Raw genomic sequence first — 20,321 nt, forward strand, 5'->3', positions numbered from 1 at the left:
GCTCACCTCCCGTTCGCCGACGGTCGCGAACGGGATGTTCCCTGGTCGGCGAGGTCACCGAGCACCAGCTTCCGGATCACTCGTCCTCCTCCCACGCCGTTCGTCAGGACGACCCAGCCGGAACCCGACCGCACCCTGCACGTGCTCAAGGCGTGATAACCCACCGGCTCGCCGCCATGCCCGAAGTGCGGGTCGGCTCCGGCGGTGTCGACGACCGTGCCGAGTCCATAAGCACTTTCCGGATGTGGTGTCAGCAGCTCCCGCACCAACTGCGGGGCGAAGAGGGCGAGTGGCCGTTCCAGCCAAGAGCGCCGGACCTCGATCGCCAGTCTGGCGAGATCCGTCGCGGTCGCCCAGAGCCCCGCCGCGGCCAGGTCGGGGCGGATCAGCCAGCCGCCCTCGACCGCGGTCCCGTCGATGTGGTGGCCGCGCGCGACCGGCCTGCCGGCGCGCTGCGGGAACGACTGATCGAAGTCGCTGCCGTGCATGCCGAGTGGGTCCAGCACAAGGTCCCGCATGAGCTCGGCGAACGGCTGGCCGGTGACATCGGACATGATCTGCTGCAGCACCGAGAAGTGCACGTTCGCCTTTCGGAAAACGGTGTCCGGTCGCTCCTCTCTCGTCACCGGCGGGTTGATGGCGGGTGGCCTGCCGTACAACACGTCGAGCAGTGAGGGAACCCCGCCGAGCGGGTAGCCTTTTCCGGGGTTCGGGGCGAGACCCGAGCGATGTCCGAGCAGCTGTCGCACGGTGATCGGCGGGGCCTCCACCCCGCCCGGGATCTTCCATCCCGTGAGGTAGTGGCGGACATCGACGTCGAGTTCGAGAAGACCGCAGCCCACCAGCCGCAACACCCCGAGCGCGGTGACGTGCTTGCTCAACGAGCCGACCTGGAAAAGCGTCTCCGGAGTGACCGGGTCGCCTCCTGCGGTCAGCTCGCCGAAGCCCGCCGCGGCGACCAACTCCCCACCCTCGATCATGGCCACACTGGCACCGGGCACCTCGTTCGCACGCATGAGCGGCATCGGCGAGGGAATCGAGGCACTGCGGATCGGCGTGGGCGCCGCCTCGGCAGCCCCATCGACGGCCGCAGCCAGGTGGGCGAGTGTGAGGTCCTGCGTGAACATGACCAGGCTGACCGGTAAGCCCGCCCGCCGCGCCTCGGCGACCACCTTGATCATCAGGACCGAGTGACCGCCGAGGTCGAAGAACGAGTCACCGACACCGATCCTCGGCACCCCGAGCGCCTCGGCCCAGATCCCGGCTAGCGCCCGTTCGGTGGGTGTCCTGGGCGCCACGTATTCCCGCCCCGGCCTTGCCGCCAGGACGGGCAGGGCACGTTCGTCCAGTTTGCCGTTCGCGGTCAGCGGCATGGCGTCGACGGGCACGAACGTCGAAGGGATCAAGTGTTCAGGCAGGATGCCATTCAGGTACGCACGCAGGGCTTCCTGATCGACTTCGACACCGCCGTTCGTGACCAGGTACGCCACCAACCGTCCCTTGCCATCGGTCCCCTCGTCGAGAAGCACCCTGGCTTCGGTGACGTCCGGGTGCCCAGCGACCGCCGACTCGACCTCGGCGGGCTCGACACGGTAGCCGCGGAGCTTCACCTGCCTGTCCGCCCTGCCGAGGAAGTCGAGTTCGCCGTTGGGCAGCGTCCGCACGAGATCACCGGTTCGGTAGAGTCGCGAGCCCGGCTCACCGAACGGATTCGGCACGAACCGCTCCGCCGTCAGGTCCGCCCGGCCGCTGTAGCCCCTGGCCAGCCCTGGACCGCCGATATGCAGCTCACCGACCACCCCGACCGGAACGAGCTCGAGGTTCCCATCGAGCACTTGGACGGTCACGTTCGGCAGTGGGCGACCGATCGGCAGCACATCGCCCGATTCCGACCCCTCGATGGGGTGCACGCAGCTGCCGACCGAAGCCTCGGTCGGCCCGTACTCGTTGATCACTGGGATGGAAGGCGCCAGCTTCCGCCACGTGGCCAGGACACGACGGGAAAACGCCTCTCCCGCCACCACGAGCACCGACGCCAGCCTGTTTGCTTGGGCGGGCGAAAGCTGCTGGGCCAGCACCTCCAGATGGGCCGGCGTGAGCTTCACGAAACTGAACGGCGCCGCCTCGGTCAGGTTCTCCCCAAGCCGGTCCAGATCCGGCGGCAGCAGATGCACCGGCTGCCCCGCGAGCAGCGGTGCCCACAGGTTCGGCACCACGAGGTCGAAGGCCACCGACGAGAACACCGGCGCCCCGCCGTCACCGCGAGCGGCGAGTTCGTCGACAGCCCAGCTCAGGTGATTGGCCAGACCACGGTGCGGCACCTGGACACCCTTCGGCCGCCCGGTGGACCCTGACGTGTAGATCACGTATGCCAGCCGGTCCGGATCGGCCGGGACACCGACTGGTGACGACGGCGCGGCGGCGAGCCGATCCTCGTCCTGGTCGACCAACACCACCTCTCCGTCGAAACCACGGACGTGTCCCACGTACGAGGAACTGGTCACGACGACGCACGCTCCCGCGTCGGCCAACAGGAAGGCCACTCGATCGGCCGGAGTCGACGTGTCGATCGGCAGGTACGCCCCGCCCGCCTTCCAGACCCCCAGCAAGGTGGCGATCAGCTCTTCGTCCCGGTCCAGCACCACACCGACCACGGTTTCCGGTCCGGCCCCGAGTACCCGCAGATGATGGGCGAACCGGTTCGCCTTGGCATCGAGCGCTGCATACGCCGTCGACGTACCGGCCGCGATCACGGCGGGTGCGTCCGGGGTGAGCTGGGTCTGCTGCTCGAAACGCTCGTGTACGCACTGGGTGACCGCTTCACCCGGGTTGGCTGCCCACGCCCCCAGCAGCCGTGCGCGCTCGTCGGCTGGCAGGAAGACGGTGCGGACGTCGCCATCCGGGTCGGCGGCCATCGCCGTCAGCACCGCGCGCACCATGTCCGCGATCCGTTCGCCGTGGAGCCTGCTCACTGCGTGGGTGTGGGTGCGCAGGACGAGCTCATCCCTACCAGTGCTGACGGAGAACGGGAATTCGTTGGCCGCAGAGCTCATGGTCGCGTCGGGCACCGCGGCCTCGACCTCGGAGGGATCCAGTTTCTGATAACTGAAGTAGACATCGACGAGCCGTTGACCGTTCGCGCCATCGTGGGGGATGGCGGGCATCGGGAAGAACCGGTGCGGCCACATCACCGACTCCTGGTCGAACACCTGGCGCACCAGTTCGCGCCAAGTACGCGCGGTCCGATTCATCGGAAACGGCGGCGTGTTCAAGTGCATGCCGTACACCTGGTCAGCGCCATGGACCTCCGGCCGGACATGGCTGGTCAACCCCACGAAGAAGGCCGGCTCAGCCGTGAGCTGGCTCATCACCTTCAGGAAGGCCGCGAGCAGGACGCTCTTCATACCGGCCTTCGCCACGATGGCCAGTTCCCGAAGTCCAGGCTGGAGGTCGGCGTGAGGTACCCGCAGGCTGTACGCCTCGAGCGGGGCGTCCGAATCCGCGCCCCATCCCGGCGGAAGCACGAACTTCTCGTGCGTGTCCACGATTCCGCGCCAGAAGCTTCTGCTCTCTTCGGAGTCCAGCGTCCTCAGCTCGTTGGCGACCACATCGGCGAAACGCACCTCGGGTCGCTTGTACGGCGCGGGCTCCGCGCCGTCCCGGAAACGGTGGTACTCGGAGATGAGCTGCCGCAGCAAGATATCGAAACTCCAGCCATCGACGATCAGGTGCGACTGAGTGAAGGTGCACTGCCAACCGCCGTCATCGCTCGAATGCACGGTGATTCGCAGCAAGGGGGCGTTCTCGTGGTCGAACAGGTTTCCGGCTTCGGCCGAGGCGAAATCGGCCAGTATCCGCCGCTGTCCCTCTTCGTCCGAGTCACCGAGGTCCACGAGTGTCACCGGCAGTACCACCTCGGCGTGTACCAACTGCATCGGCACGGAGTAGGTCTCGAGATCCACTGAGGTACGTAGGGCTTCGTGCCGTGCAACCAGTTCGGCGACCGCACGCCGGAACGCTTCGCCCGAGAACGACTTGCCGTCGTCGAAACGAACCGAATTCACCACGTGGTACCGGCGACGTCCCGTACCGGACAGCATCTCCACGAGCATGCCTGCCTGATTCCGGGTCAGCGGGTAGGCGTCGCTGAGGCCTGGCGGGAGCTTCATCCGGTCCTCGTCGCCCACGAGCGCGAACGGTGCGACGGCCTCGTCCCGTTCCCGCAACGCGGATCGGCCGGCCAGAACGGCGCACAACTCGGTCAGCGTCTGCTGCTCGAACACGTCCCGTACATCGACGTCGAACCCCTCCGCACGAAGTGCCCCGACCATCGCGATCGCCCGGATCGAGTCGCCGCCGAGGTCGAAGAAGCCGTCCAGCAAGCCGACCTCGTCGAGTTCGAGCACTCCGGCCCACACCGAGGCGACTCGTTCCTCCAGGGGCGTTCTCGGTGCCAGGTACGCGCGTTGGGCGAACGCGTCCGCGGTCGGATCCGGCAAGGCCCGTTTGTCCAGCTTTCCGTTGGAGGTGAGAGGAATGCGCTCCACGTCGACATACGCCGCGGGCAGCATGTAGTCGGGCAGGGCACGACCGAGGAAGCTCCGCAACTCCCCGGCGTCCGGCGCAGCCGCTCCCTCCTGGACGAAGTACGCGACCAGCCGATGATCACCGGCCGCAGCCTCACGTGAAACGACGACTGCTTCGCGGACCGCCGGATGTGACGCCAGTACCGCTCCGACCTCACCGGGCTCGACCCGGTGGCCGCGGATCTTGACCTGATCGTCGCTCCGGCCGATGAAGTCGAGGCCCCCGTCCGCCGACAGGCGGGTCAGATCGCCGGTCCGGTACGCCCGGGATCCCGGCGGACCGAAGGGGTCGGGGACGAACCGCTCCGCGGTGAGCTCCGGTCGATTCAGATAGCCGCGTGCCACACCCGGGCCGCCGACATGCAGTTCGCCGATCACCCCTGCAGGCACCTGATTCCCGAACCCGTCCAGCAGCCGCGCCCGGAGATCCGACAACGGCCGTCCGATCGGGCTGTTCACCCCCGGTTCGAGGTCGCGCTTCACCAGCCGGTGATAGGTGGCGTAGACGGTCAGCTCGGTCGGTCCGTACATGTTCACCAACGCGGTCCGCCCGAGCCCCAGCCGGTCGATCCACGGTTTGAGCGATGTGACCTCCAGCTTCTCCCCCGCCAGGACCACCGCGCGCAGCGCCAGCCTGCCGATGCGCGCGTCATCTGCGGCCGCCGCAGACACCAGGGAGCGAAACGCCGACGGTGTCTGGCACAACATGGTGACTTCGCCGTCGACCAACAGGTCGAGGAACTCGTCCGGGGATCGTGTCACCTCGGCCGGGACGACGACCAACCTGCCGCCGTGCAGCAACGCCCCCCACATCTCGAACACCGACACGTCGAACGCGAACGAGTGGCAGGCAGCCCATACGTCCGTCCCGTCGAACGAGTAGTGCTGTTCGACCACCTCCATCAACCGCACCACGTTCGCGTGCGTCACCCCGACACCTTTCGGCAGGCCGGTCGACCCCGAGGTGTACATCGCGTAAATGAGGTTCTCCGGATCCGTCGACCAACAAGGGTTCGTATCCGGGGACGCGGACAGTCCACTGCCCTCCTCGTCGAGCACCACGAGCTCGCCGTCGAACACCTCGGCGAGTTGCGCCGCCCACGCGGATGTCGTGACCACGAGAGATGCCCCCGAATCCGCGAGCACGTGACCGAGCCGCTCAATCGGGTTCGCCAGATCCAACGGCACGTAAGCCGCGCCTGACTTCATCACGCCGAGCAGCGTGGGCACCAGGTCCGGCCCACGATCAAGACAAACTCCCACCACTGCCTCGGCGCTCGCTCCGAGCGTACGAAGGTGATGTGCCAGCCGGTTCGCCCGCGCGTTCACCTCCGCATACGAAAGACGCGCTTCTCCAGCCACGACCGCGATCGCGTCCGGCACCGCCGCGACCTGCCTCTCGAACACTTCGTGGACGCACCGCGACGCCGAAGGCGCGGACTCGACCGCCGAGCCGCCGGGCAACCGGTCCTGTTCGCCCGCGGGCAAGTACACCGCCCGCGCGTCACCGTCGCCGTCAGCGGCCATCGCCGCCAGGACCGTGCGCAACATTCCCGCCACTCGTTCCGCGTTGGGCTTGGTAAGTACCGAGGTGTTGGTGCGCAGATGCAGGTACTCGTCGGAGTGCGCGTGCACGGCGAGGCCGAACTCGGTCGGCGCGGAACTAGCCACCACTTCCGCCGACCCGCCGCCGAGACCGTCGGCACGACTGAAGTCGACGTAGTTGAACATCACTTCGATGAGGCGGCCGCCGATGCCGGCGATCCGCTGGATCTCCGGCATCGGGTAGAACCGATGCGCCCACGCCCCGGCCTCCCGATCGGCGACCCGGCGGATCAGTGTTCGCCAGGTCGGCGCGGACCGGTCGAAGGGAAACGGCATCGTGGTCAGGTACATCCCGTAGCCGCGCTCGACGCCAGGCGCCTCGGGGCGGGTGTGCGCCACCAGTCCGCTGTGGAACGCAGGCACGTCGGTAAGCTGGCTGAGCACTTTGAGATGCGCGGCGAGAAGCACGCTTTTCAACGGAACTCCGATTCCATCCGCCAGGGCTCGCAACCGATCCCGGTTCTCGAGCGGAATCCGCAGTCCGTAGCTCACCGGTTCGGCGCCTCGATCCGCCCATGTCGGCGGCAGTACGAACGGTTCGTATTCGCGCACCACGCCCAGCCAGAACCTCCGGTCATCGTCGGACTTCATCGCGGTGAGCTCGGCCGCGATCGCGTCGGCGAATCGCACCGGCGGTGCCTCGTACGGCGCCGGCTCCGCACCGTCCCTGATCCGCCGATAGCACTCGATCAGTTCGGCCAGCAGGAGGTGGTAGCTCCACCCTTCCATGATCGCGTGGCTCTGGGTGATGGTGCAGAACCACCCGTGATCGCCGCTTCTGTGCGCGTGAATGCGGAACAGCGGCCGAGGCGCCGTGAGGTCGAGCCCCCGCGTCTGTTCGTATTCGACGAAGGCGGCCAGCTCCATACGTTGCCCGGCCTCGTCGAGTCCGGCCAGATCGTCATAGCCACAAGGAATCTGCACTTCGTCCCACACCAGCTGCATCGGCACGGAGTAAGTGGTCAGGTCGACCGAAGTCCGAAGTACGTCGTGCCGGGTGACGACGATCGCGACCGCTTCCCGCAGCGCGGTGAGCGAGAAGGGCCGATCGTCGCGGACGAAGGCGGTCGAAACGTTGAGGTAGGTGTTCGCCACACCTGCCAGCATCTCGACGAGCATTCCGGTCTGCGCCTGCGAAAGCGGATAGGCGTCGGTAAGGCCGGGCGGCAGCACGGACCGGTCCTCAGGGGTGACCAACTCGAAAGGTGCGACGAACGTGTCGGCGGCCACCAGCGGTGCCCGGTCCGCGAGTTCCTCACCGAGCCGTGCCACGGTCCTGATCCGGAGCACGTCACGTACAGACACGTCGAAGCCGGTCGACCGCAGCGCGCCGACGAGCGTCACCGCGCGGATGGAGTCGCCACCGGCCAGGAAGAAATCGTCGTGCACGCTCACCTTGTCGACTCCGAGCACGTCGCTCCACACCGCGGCGAGCCGCTCCTCCAGCTCGGTCCGAGGGGCCGTGAACTCCCCTGCCGCCGCATCAAAACCCGCCGGCGCGGGAAGCGCCCGCCTGTCCAGCTTTCCATTGGTGGTCAACGGAATCGTTTCCAGGGAAACGTACGCGGAGGGGACCATGTACTCGGGAACTCCGGCCGCGCAGTGCGCTGCCAGTTCATCCGCCGGAGGGGGTTCGTCGTCCGCCGCGACCCAGTAAGCGACCAGACGGGTGCCGCGGTCGTCTTCGCGCACCACCACGACCGCCTCGGCGACCCCAGGGTGCAGGCCGAGCACCGCCTCGATCTCGCCGAGTTCGACCCGGTGGCCGCGGATCTTGACCTGCTCGTCGACGCGCCCGGCGAACTCCAACTCCCCATCAGGCCGCAACCGACCCAGATCCCCGGTGCGGTAGAGCCGCGCCCCTGGGCCGCCGAATGGGTCGGGTACGAACCGCTCCGCGGTCAGTTCCGGCCTGCCCAGATAGCACCGGGCGATCGAGACCCCGCCTATGTAGATCTCCCCCGTCACCCCGGCCGGGACCAGTTCACCGGTTTCGTCCAGAAGGTGCAGTGTCACGTCCCGCAGCGGGCGGCCGATCGGCAGCACACCGCCCGCGTCGACGTCCGCGGCGCCGATGCGGTGGAACGTGTCGATCACCGCGGTCTCGGTGATGCCGTGTGCGTTGGCCGTGACGGGACGCGCGAAACCCACTCGCTCCACCCAGGCTCGTAGGTCGGACGCCTCGAGTGGCTCACCGCCGATGTTCACCAGACGCAGGGCGAGGCGGTCGATCCGAGGATCGTCTTCGGCCGCCAGCGCGACCAACGACCGGAACGACGAGGGAGTCTCGAACAACATGGTGACCTGGCGCTCGACCAGCAGGTCGAGGAGCTCGTCCGGCGCCCTGCTCACCTCTCGGGAAACCAGCACGAGCTTCCCCCCGTACGACAGCGCACCCCACATTTCGGCCACGGACACGTCGAAGGCATAGGAGTGCAGCAATGCCCAGACATCGTCACGGCCGAATTCGATTCGCTCCCGGAGCGCCTCGAACAACCGCCGCACGTTGCGGTGCGTGAGGACGCAGCCCTTCGGCAGCCCGGTGGACCCCGAGGTGTAGATCACGTACAACACGTTGTCCGGGTCGGACACCGGTGGTGGATTCGCCTCAGACAGCCGTTCCAACAGCGCACTGTCCTGATCCAGCACCACGAGATCGCCGACTGGGACCGCCGCGAGCGACGGCAGCAGCGCGGACTCGGTCACCACCGCGGAAACACCTGCGTCCTCGGCCATGAACCCGATCCGGTCCGTCGGGTTCACCGGGTCCATCGGAAGGTATCCGGCCCCGGACTTGACCACCCCGAGTATCGCGGGAACCAGCTCGATCCCGCGATCAAGGCACAACCCCACCAGTGACTCAGGGCCGATCCCCAGACCTCGCAGGTGATGGGCGAGCCGGTTCGCCCGTGCGTTGACCTCCGCGTACGTCAGCGCGATCCCGTCGGCCACCACCGCCACCGCCTCCGGAGTGGCGGCGGCCCATGCCTCGAACTCCTCGTGCAGAAGTCGCGGCGACGACTCAACGAACTCGGCGACACCGTTGGACAGCAGCCACTCCCGCTCCTCAGCGGGCAGGTACACCGCTCGAGCATCTCCTCCGGAATCGGCCGCCATCGCTTCGAGTACCGCACGCAGCATCCCGGCGACCCGCTCACCGTTCACCCTGTCCAGGGTCCGCGTCCGTGCCTTGAGACTGAGCCCGCGCAAGGAGCCGGTCACCGAAAGCGCGAACTCGGTGGCGCTCGCTCCGAATCCCGAGCCGGTGGCGACCGAACCGTCGGTGACCGCCTGGAAATCCAAGTAGCTGAAAAGAACGTCGATCAACCGTCCCGTGCCGGGCGCCATGCGCTGGATCTCGGGCAACGGGAACCTGCGGTGCCGCCACAACCCGGCCTCGCGATCGAACACTCCGCGCACCAGTTCTCGCCAGGTGCGCGCGGTGCGATCGACGACGAGCGGCAGCGTGTTCAGGTACATTCCGTAGACCCGATCCGCCCCCGCCGTCTCGGGCCGGACATGGCAGACCAGCCCGGTGTGGAAGGTCGGCTGTTCGGTGAGTTGGCTCATCGTCTTCGCAAAGGCGGCGAGCAGCACGCTCTTCGGCGAGACCTTCACTTCGGACGCGAAGGCTCGCAAGGCGTCGGCTAGATCGGCCACCTCGATCTGAAGGGTGTAGGCCTCGTCGGGCTCCACGCCGCCGCCACCCCACCCTGGCGGCAACGCCAACGGAGGATGGCTCTCGACGAGACCGCGCCAGTACCCGCGATCCGCCGTGGAGACGAGCGACCGGCTTTCGGCCGCGATCGCGTCAGCGAAGCGCAGCGGCGAGGTCCCGAGCGCCGGGTCGGGCAAGCCGTCCCGCGATCGGCGGTAGCCGGTGATCAGTTCCGACATGAGCGAGTACAGACTCCACCCGTCGACGACCGCGTGCGATTGGGTGAGCGACAGCCACCAGCCGTCGTCCACTAGATGCACCCCCACCCGCAGCAGTGGAGCGATCCTCAAGTCGAACACCGCGGACCGCTCTGCTTCCACATACTCGTTCAGTAGCTGGTACCGAGCGGTCTCGTCCCGGGCTCGCATGTCGTGGACGGTCAACGGGACCTCGACCACCGTGTGCACCAACTGCATGGGTACGGAGTAGTTCGACAGGTCGAAAGAGGTACGCAGCACGTCCTGACCGCCGACCACGAGCGCGAGGGCAGAACGCAGGGCATCGGTCGAAAACGGCCGGTCATCGGCGATCCGGTAAGAGGCAGTGCCGTGGTAAGGGTTCTGGCCGCTGTCGGCAAGCATCTCCACGAGTACACCGAGTTGAATCTGCGAGATCGGGTAAGCGTCGTCGACGCCCTCCGGCAGTTCGGCCCGGTCCGAGGCCGAGATCAGCTCGAACGGCGCGACGCGTTCCTCGGCGGCGGTGGGCGCTGAACGGCCGGTCACCGAGCCGGCGAGGCCGGCCACTGTGGGATGGTCGAACACGTCCCGGACCGAAAGATCCATGCCTTCAGCACGCAGCGCGCCGACCAGCGCCACGGCGCGGATCGAATCACCACCGAGTTCGAAGAAGCCGTCGTGGGCCCCGACCCGCCGCACCGCGAACATTTCACGCCAGACCGCGGCGATGCGCTCCTCGGCCGGCGTCCTGGGTGCGATGTAGTCGGCGAAAGCGAACGAGTCGTCGTCCGGTGCGGGCAACGCTCGCTCGTCCAGTTTCCCGTTGGTGGTCAAGGGAATCGCTTCGACGACGACGAAGGCCGACGGCACCATGTAGTCGGGCAGGCTGGTGGCGCAGTGCGCGGTCAACTCGGTGCCGGAGACGGATCCTGTACCGGTTCCGACGTAGTAGGCGACAAGGGTTCGCTTGCCGGCACTGTCTTCGCGGGCGATCACCACCGCGTCCCTCACCCCGGCGTGTGCGGCCAGCACAGCCTCGATCTCTCCGAGTTCGATCCGGTAGCCACGGATCTTCACCTGCTGATCGAGACGTCCGAGAACGTCCAGGCCTCCGCCGGGCTGCCTTCGCGCCAAGTCACCGCTGCGGTAGAGCCGCGATCCGGGTGGACCGAACGGATCGGGCACGAATCGGGCCGCCGTCAGCTCCGGCCGGGCCAGGTAGCCGCGCGCGACTCCCGAACCGCCGACGTGGATTTCGCCGGGTACCCCGATCGGCGCCGGCTCGCCACTCCGATCGAGGACGTGGACTGTCTGGCCGTACAGGGGAAACCCTGCCGGACTCAGTGATCGCTCGATGAAATCTTTCGCGGTGAGTCGGTGGCGAGTGGTGACGACAGTGGTCTCGGTGATGCCGTACATGTTCACCAGTGCGGTCCGTGCCAGGCTGAGACGGTCCACCCACGGCTCGAGTTCACCGAGATCGAGCATCTCGCCTCCGAAGATGACCGTTCGCAGCGCCGACCGTTCGATCGCCGGAGCATCGGATGCCGCCGCGGCGGCCAGTGCCCGGAACGCCGACGGGGTCTGACACAACACTGTCACCCGTCGTCGGACGATCAGATCCAGGAAGTCTTCCGGCGAGCGGGTCACCTGCCGCGGCACGACCACCAACCGCCCACCGTGCAGCAGCGCCCCCCACATCTCCCACACCGAGAAATCGAAGGCATAGGAGTGGAACAGGGTCCAGACATCGCCCGCGTCGAAGTCGAACTCCGCGCGCCCGGCCTCCAGCAACCGCAGCACGTTCGCATGCGTCACCACGCAGCCCTTCGGACGCCCTGTAGAACCGGACGTGTAGATCACGTACATCACGTTGTCCGGACAGGACACCGGCTCCGGATCGCTTTCCGGCCCCACCGCGAGCAGGTCGTGGTCGCGCTCCAGCATCACGATTTCACCATCGAAGACGCCGGCCAGTTCGGGACCGTGCGAGTTCGAGGTCACCACCACCGACACGCCGGCGTCGGCGGCGACGAAACCAAGGCGGTCGGCAGGGTTCACCGGGTCCAGCGGGACATAGCCCGCGCCGGACTTCACCACCCCGAGCAAGGTGGTAAGCAGATCCACCCCTCGATCGAGACAAACCCCCACCAGGGACTCCGCGCCGACACCAAGGCGGCGCAGGTGATGGGCGACCAGATTCGCCCGGCGATTCAGCTCCGCGTACGACAGTTCGATCCCGTCGGCGACCACGGCCACCGCCTCCGGCGACGCTGCGGCCTGAGCTTCGAAAACCTCGTGCACGCAGCACGACACCGGTCCGTCCGCACGGGTTCCCCCTGCGTCCAGCAGCCACTCACGCTCCCCGGACGGCAGATACGCCTTCCGCGCGTCACCTTCCACATCCGCGGCCATCGCCACCAGCACCGAGCGGAACATTCCGATGATCCGGTCGGCGTTCGCCTGGCTGAGCACGTGGGAGTGGGAACGCAGGCTGAGCACGCCGTCGAGGGCGGTGAAGCCGAGTCCGAACTCGTTGGGAGCCTCGTTGAGCCCCCAACCCTCGCCGACCGCGTCCTCGTCGAGCCGGTGGAAGTTGAGGTAGGCGAAGAACACGTCCACCAGTCGCCCGCGTCCCGATTCGCCGGGGATCGCGGGCATGGGGAAGTGCCGGTGGGGCCAAGCTTCGATTTCCCGGTTCGACACCTGGCGCACCAGTTCGGACCAGGTCCTGGCGGATCGGTCCGCGGGGAAGGGCAAGGTGTTCAGGAAAGTGCCGTACACCCGGTCGGCTCCGCGTTCCTCGAGCCGCGTGTGGGTGACCAGGCCGGCGTGGAACGCAGGCTCGTCGGTGAGCTGGCTCAGCACTTTCAGGTACGCGGCGACGAGCACACTCTTGATCGAGGCGCGCGCCGTCCTGGCGAGGACGTTGAGTCCGTCCTCGACGTCGGCATAGCTCGTGCCCGCGCGTACCTGCTTCGGCGCGACGGTCAAGTCGCCGTGCCAGTCGGCGGGCAGCACGAACTTGGCATGCCGTCCGACCAGTTCCCGCCAGTACGCGTTGTCCTCCGCGGATTCCACCGCGGCACGCTCGGCCACCACGGAATCCGCGAAACGCACCGAAGGCCGCTCGTATGGCTCTGGTGCGCGGCCGTCCCGAAGACGCTGGTAACAGCCGACGAGTTCCACGAGCAACAGCTGATTGCTCCAGCCGTCCATGACCGCGTGGCTCTGGGTGAAGCCACAGTTCCACGTACTGTCGGTGGTCAACTGGGCGAAGACCCGCAGCAGCGGGGCAGCACCGAGGTCGAATACGTCGGCACGTTCCGCCGCCACCGACGCGGCCGTTTCGATTCGCTGCTCCGGCTCGTCGAGATCCCGCAGATCCTGTACCTCGCACGAAACCTCGACCTGGCCGTGCACGATCTGCAGCGGCACCGAGAACCCGGTCAGATGCACCGACGTACGCAGCACGTCGTGCCTCGACACGACCAGCTCGAGCGCCTCCCGGAAGGCCGCGGGGTCGAACGGTCCGTCGTCCTTCACCCGGTACACGTTGACGTTGTGGTAGTTGTTCCGGGTCTCGTCGGCCAGCAGTTCGACCAGCATACCGATCTGATTCCGCGCCAGCGGATAGGCATCGACGACACCGTCCGGCAGCGCCGCGCGGTCCTCTTCGGTGACCAACTCGAACGGCGCGACGGCGGTGTGGTCTGCCACGGTCGACGTCGACCGGCCGGTCAGCAGCTTCGCCACGCCTGCGACGGTCCGTCGCTCGAAGAGTTCACGGACGGCCAATGCCGCCCCTTCCGCCCGCAGGGCTCCGACCAGAGCGACCGCGCGGATCGAATCACCACCGGCCTCGAAGAACTCGTCGTGCACGCCGACCCGGCGTACACCGAGTACCTCGCGCCAAACCGCCGCGACACGCTCTTCCATCGGTGTCCTCGGCGGGACGAACCCCGTCCGGGAGATCGAGTCCTCGTCCGGGACGGGCAGCGCCCGATAGTCGAGTTTTCCGTTCGCGGTCAACGGAATCGAATCGAGCGCCACGTATCTCGCCGGGATCAGGTATTCGGGCAGTTTCGTCCCGAGCTCGGCACGCAAGGCACCGGGTGAGAACCCCCCGTTCTCGGCCGGGACCACATAGGCGACCAGTTGCCTGTCACCGGGGGAATCCTCGCGTAGCACCACTCTGACGTCCGATACGGACGCCAGGTCACCGAGTGCCGCCTCCACCTCGCCGAGCTCGATCCGGTAACCACGGAGCTTCACTTGTCCGTCACGACGACCGCGGAAGTCCGCTTCGCCATTCGGTAGCATCCGCACGAAATCCCCCGTGCGGTACAACCGCGCTCCCGGCGGGCCGAAGGGGTCGGGCAGGAAGCGGTCCGCGGTCAGCTCTGGGCGCCCGACATAGCCTCGCGCCACGCCCGTTCCGCCGACGTAAAGCTCCCCGGTCACTCCTACGGGGACCGGCTGTTGCAGGTCGTCCAGCACGTACATCGTCATGTTCGGCAGCGGACGACCGATCGGCAGCACATCGGCGGTCACCGTTCCTTCGATCGGGGAAACACAGGTACCGACCGACGCCTCGGTCGGTCCGTATTCATTGATCAGCTTCACCGCCGGCGCCAGTTCACGCCACGCCCCGACCAACCGTCTCGTCAACGCCTCACCCGCGACGACCAGTACCGAGGCGAGGGAGGCCGCCTGCCCGGCGGCGAGCTGGTGGGTAAGCACCTCGAGATGGGCAGGCGTGAGCTTGACGAAGCTGTACGGAGCGCCGGCGGTCAATAGCTCTCCAAGCCTCCCGAGATCCAGGTCCTGGGGCAGCAGGTGTACCGCCTGGCCTGCCATCAACGGCGCCCACAGGTTCGGGACAACGAGGTCGAAGGCGATCGAGGAGAACAGCGGGGCACCACCGGTCCCCAGCGCGGCCAGCTCCCGTACGGCCCACGACACGTGGTTGGCCAGCCCCCGATGGGTTACCGCCACACCTTTCGGCCGCCCGGTCGAACCTGACGTGTAGATGACATAGGCAAGCCGGTCGGGATCGGCGGGCACCGGCGGGATCGGCCCAGCACATACCTCGATCGCCGCTCTTTCGCGGTCGAGTACGACCACCCTTCCGTCGAATTCCTCCCCGATCTTGTCCTGATAAGCCGCTCCGACGACGACGGCCGTCGCACGCGCGTCGGAGAGCAGACTCGTCACCCGGTCGTCGGGGAAAGCCGGGTCCAGTGGCAGGTAGGCGCCACCCGCCCGCCACACTCCCAGCAGGGTGACGAGCAGATCCACACTCCGGTCGAGCAGAACCCCGACCACCGATTCGGGCCCGACCCCGGCGGCTCGCAGATAGCACGCGAAACGGTCCGCGCGCGACGCCAGTTCCGAATAGCTCACCCGGACGTCACCGGCCACCACCGCGATCGCGTCCGGTGTCCGCGTGGCCTGTTCCACGAACAGCTCACACAGACCACGTGTCACCGGCTCGGAGCGGTCCGCCCATTCGGTCAGGACACGAGCCCGTTCACCCTCGGGCAGGAAAGTCGCTCCGGCGTCACCGTCCGGATCGGCGGCCATGGCTTCGAGCACGGACCGGAACATCCCGGCGATCCGCTCGACGTTGGCCAAGCTCAGCGACCGCGAATCCGCGGTGAGGTGGATGTGCTTGTTGCGCGAGGAGATGGTGAGGGGGAACTCGGTGGGGCTGTCGTCGATACCGGCCGCGTCGTCGACCAGCGCCAGGTCGACCTGACGGAAGTCCTGATAGTTGAAGAACACATCGATCAGGCGCTGCGCGTCACCGCGGTCCCGCTGGATGGCGGGCAACGGATATCGGCGGTGCGGCCACGATTCGGCCTCTCGCACGAACAGTCCCCGGACCGAATCCGTCCAGGTGGTCGCCGAGCGGGTGAAGGGGAACGGCAATGTGTTCAGGTACATCCCGTACACCCGCTCGGCGCCGAACACCTCGGGACGCGTGTCGTAGACCAGGCCCGCGTGGAATTCCGGCTCCTCGGTGAGCTGGCTCAGCACCTTCAGGTACGCAGCGAGCATGACACTCTTCAGTGAGGCGTGCGCTGCGGCCGCCAGCGCGCGTAGACCACCCTCCAGATCAGCCCAGCCGACCCGCACGCGGTGCGTCGTTCGCGGGGAGTCCTGCTCGTCACCCCACCCCGTGGGCAACCGGAACTTGGGGTAGCTGTCGGTGATACCGCGCCAGTGGTCCCGATCGCCCGCCGAGTCCAAAGCGGTCAGCTCCGCGCCGATGGAGTCGGCGAACCGGACCGCCGGTGCCTGATACGGCTCGAGCGACGCGCCGTCCCGGAGCCGCTGGTAACAGCCGAGCAGCTCCATGAGCATCGAGTGGTAACTCCAGCCCTCAAGGATCGGATGGCATTCGGTGATCGACACCCACCAACCGCCCTCGGCCGCGTGGGCGAAGAACCGCACCAAGGACGGAGTGGCGAGGTCGAACAGCACCGTGCGCGATTTCCGCGCGAACTCACGCACGGCCTTCTCCGCGTCCTCCGCGGCGAGGCCGGTGATGTCCCGCATCCCGGTGGAGACTTCGGCGGTCGCGTGCACCAGCTGCATCGGCACCGAGAAGTCGGTGAGGTGCAACGAAGTCCGCAGGACTTCATGTCGTTCGACCAGGATCTCGGCGGCCCGCCGGAACGCCGGAAAGGAGAAGGGACGGTCATCGCGGACACGGAAGGAGGTGACGTTGTGGTAGTTGTTCTGTCCTTCGTCGGCCATCATCTCGACGACCATTCCGGTCTGGAGTTGCGAGAGCGGGTAAGCGTCGACGATTCCCTCCGGCACCCGGAGCCGGTCAGCGGGAGAGATGAGCTCGAATGGTTTGGTGACCGCCAAGTCGTCCTCTGACAGAGCGGATCTCCCGGTGATGAGCTCGCACAGGCCCGCGACCGAACGGCGGTCGAACACGTCCCGCACCGCCAGGTCGAATCCTTCGGCCCGTAGCGCTCCTACCAAGGCCACCGCCCGGATCGAATCACCACCGAGGTCGAAGAAGTTGTCGTGGACACCGGCCTCATCGACGCCGAGCACCTCGGCCAGCACCTCCGCGACCCGTTCCTCAACCGGGGTTCTCGGTGCCACGTAGGCGGTCATCGCGAAAGCGTCCGGCCCCGGCGCGGGTAGCGCGGACTTGTGCAGTTTCCCGTTGGCGTTCAGCGGGAGTTCCGTCAGATTCAGGTAAGCCGACGGCACCATGTACTCAGGTAGGTCACGGCTCAACGCGGCCCGCAGCTCGGCCACCGTCGGTGTTTCGCCATCGGCGGGCACCAGGTAGGCGACGAGCCGCTTGTCTCCGGGCTTGTCCTCTCGCACGATCGCCACCGCGTCCCTCACCCCCGGATGCGCGAGCAGTGCGGTCTCGATCTCACCGAGCTCGATGCGGTAGCCGCGGATCTTGATCTGATCATCGACCCTGCCGACGAATTCAAGACTCCCGTCGCTCCCGCGCCGCGCCAGATCTCCGCTGCGGTACAAGCGGGAGCCCGGCGGACCGAACGGATTCGGCTCGAAGCGCGCGGCGGTCAGCGCGGGACGGTTCAGATAGCCGCGTGTCACCGCCGGACCGCCGACACAGATCTCCCCCGGCACTCCGAGCGGCACCAGGTTTCCCGCCCCGTCGAGGAGGTAGATCCTCGAATCGCTGAGTGGTCGACCGATCGGATTGCCTGCGCGCGACTCCAGATCCGCCTCGGAAACCCGATGCCAGGTCGTGTGCACGGTGGTCTCGGTGATCCCGTACATGTTCACGAGCGCGGGCCGATCCAGACCCAGCCGGTCCACCCACGGTCTCAGTTCGGGGGTCTCCAGCTTTTCCCCGGCGAAGACCACCGACCTCAACGCCAGCCGACCAAGTCGGGTTTCATCGACTGCGGCCACCAGTGACCGGAACGCCGAGGGAGTCTGGCTGAAGATCGTGACGCCTTGCTCGGCGAGAAGGTCGAGCAGTTCCTCAGGCGACCGTGCGGTATCCCTGGGTACGACGACCACTCTGCCGCCATGCAGCAGCGCTCCCCACATCTCGAACACCGAGACGTCGAAGGCGAAGGAGTGGAACAGCGACCACACGTCTGACGCACCGAACCCGAAGTGCTCGTCCGCCGTCGACATGAGCCGCAAGACGTTCGCGTGGGTCACCACGCAGCCCTTCGGCCGCCCGGTCGAACCCGACGTGTAGATCACGTAGATCACGTTGTCCGCACCGGACACCGGAACAGGGTTCGTCACGGGGAAATGCGTGAGTTCCCGTTCGTGATCGTCCAACAGGACCAGTTCGCCCTCGAATATCCCACGGAGCGACGAGGCCTGAGCCGAGTCAGTAACCAACACCGACACGCCCGCGTCAGCGGCAATGAATCCCAGACGATCCGGTGGGTTCACCGGATCCAATGGCACGTAGCCGGCCCCTGACTTCATCACTCCCAGCAGAGCCGGAATCAGCTCGATCCCGCGCTCGTGGCAAACCCCGACCAAATCCTCCGCGCCGACCCCGAGGTCGCGCAGACGATGGGCGAGGCGGTTCGCTCGTGCGTTGAGCTCCGCGTAGGTCAGCTCGATCCCGTCGAACACCACAGCCACCGCGTCAGGGGTCTCGGCGGCCCGTGCCTCGAACACCTCATGCACGGTCAGGGACGGAAACTCGGGATCGTCCAGCGGTGGCCCGGTGACCGTCATCCGCTCCGCGTCGTCAAGTAGTTCCAATCGCGAGACAGGCGCGTGCGGATCCGTCAGCGCACTGTCCAGCAGGCGCGTGAAGTGGCTGCTCAGGCGAGTGACCGTCGCGGCCTCGAAAAGGCCGGTCGCATAGACGAAACGGCCTCGCAAGGACCCGTCCGGCGAGTCTTCTATCTGAAGTTCGAGGTCGCATTTGGCGATGTCACCACTGAGCTCGACCGGCTCCACCAGCAGACCGGGCAGGTCGAACAGTTCGCCGCGCTGCTCGTGCATCGTCAGGGCGAGTTGGTAAAGCGGGGTACGGGACATGTCCCGCTCCGGGCGCAGTTCGTCCACCAGCGTGGGAAACGGCACCGACTGGTGTTCGTAAGCGGCGATCAGGTTACCCCGTGACCGCTCGACCAGCGCCCCGAAACCCGGGTCACCGGTCCAGCGACCGCGCATCACCAGGTTGTTGATGCCATAACCGATGAGTTCCTGCAGTTCGGGACGGGTCCGGCCGGAAACGACCGTACCCACCGGCACGTCGGTCTCGCCGGTGTAACGGGCGACGAGAACTTGGAACGCGGTCAGCAGCACGACGAATGGGGTCGTCCCCAGTTTCCCGGCCGATTCACGTATCCGTGCGGACAGCTGTGGGGTCAAGGTGATCGGGACGCTCCCGCCCCGGTGATCGCGTACGGGAGCCCGAGGATGATCCGCGGGTAGGTCGACCGGTTCGTTGCCGTCGAGCTGATCGCGCCAGTAGTCCAGTTGCCTTTTCAGCACGGCACCGGCCACCGTCCGGCGCTGCCAGGCGGCATAGTCCGCGTACTGCAACGGTAGCGGTGGCAGCGGTGACGGGCCACCCTCCACGAACGCGCTGTAGAGAGCACTCAGCTCGATGCCGAGAACCCGCGTCGACCACGCGTCGAAGGCAATGTGATGGAACACGATCGTCATGAGGTGTTCGGACGCGGAGATGCGGACCAGCCGTACTCGCATCGGCCACTGGAACTCGAGATCGAACGGAGTCCTGGCTTCCCGCTCGACCAACTCGTGTGCCCGGGCACGCCGTTCCGCGATCGAACGTCCCGGCATCTCTTCGATCGGCAGTTCGAGTGGCGTCGCCGGATCCACGATCTGGGCCGGTTCGGTACCGGTCAGCACATATCGGGTCCGCACCACCTCGTGCCGGGCGACGATCTCCGAGACGGCCTCGGTCAATGCGGAGACATCGAGTTCGCCGCGCAGCCGGAAAGCCAGGGGGATCAGATATTCCGCGCTTTCCGGATCGAGCCGGTTGAGGAACCACATCTGCTGTTGCCCGAACGACAGCGGCAGATGCCCCGACCTATCGACACGCTCGATGGCGAGTCGACTGCCGCGGGACTCGCCGGCCAGCCGTCGCCGCAGGATTTCGTCCCTGAGCGCCTCCATGTCAGCGCTTTCGAGTTCCCCCATGGTCATGGCTGTCGTTCCTTCCGCTGTCGCGAATTCGGCTCCGGCTCGACGTCCGGCCCGCCGGGCTCGGAC

The 20,321-nt window shown here is 67.1% G+C and carries 1 protein-coding gene; it reads right to left on the reverse strand.

The genetic code is table 11. From position 1 onward, the window contains the following. Positions 1 to 2: 2 nt before the first annotated feature. Positions 3 to 20,255: a non-ribosomal peptide synthetase gene (locus DMC61_RS21905; protein ID WP_199750062.1), complete on the reverse strand. Its 20,253-nt coding sequence runs from the start codon at positions 20,253 to 20,255 to the stop codon at positions 3 to 5. Positions 20,256 to 20,321: the final 66 nt, after the last annotated feature.

This window comes from Amycolatopsis sp. WAC 04169 (assembly GCF_003947535.1).
GTDB lineage: Bacteria > Actinomycetota > Actinomycetes > Mycobacteriales > Pseudonocardiaceae > Amycolatopsis > Amycolatopsis keratiniphila.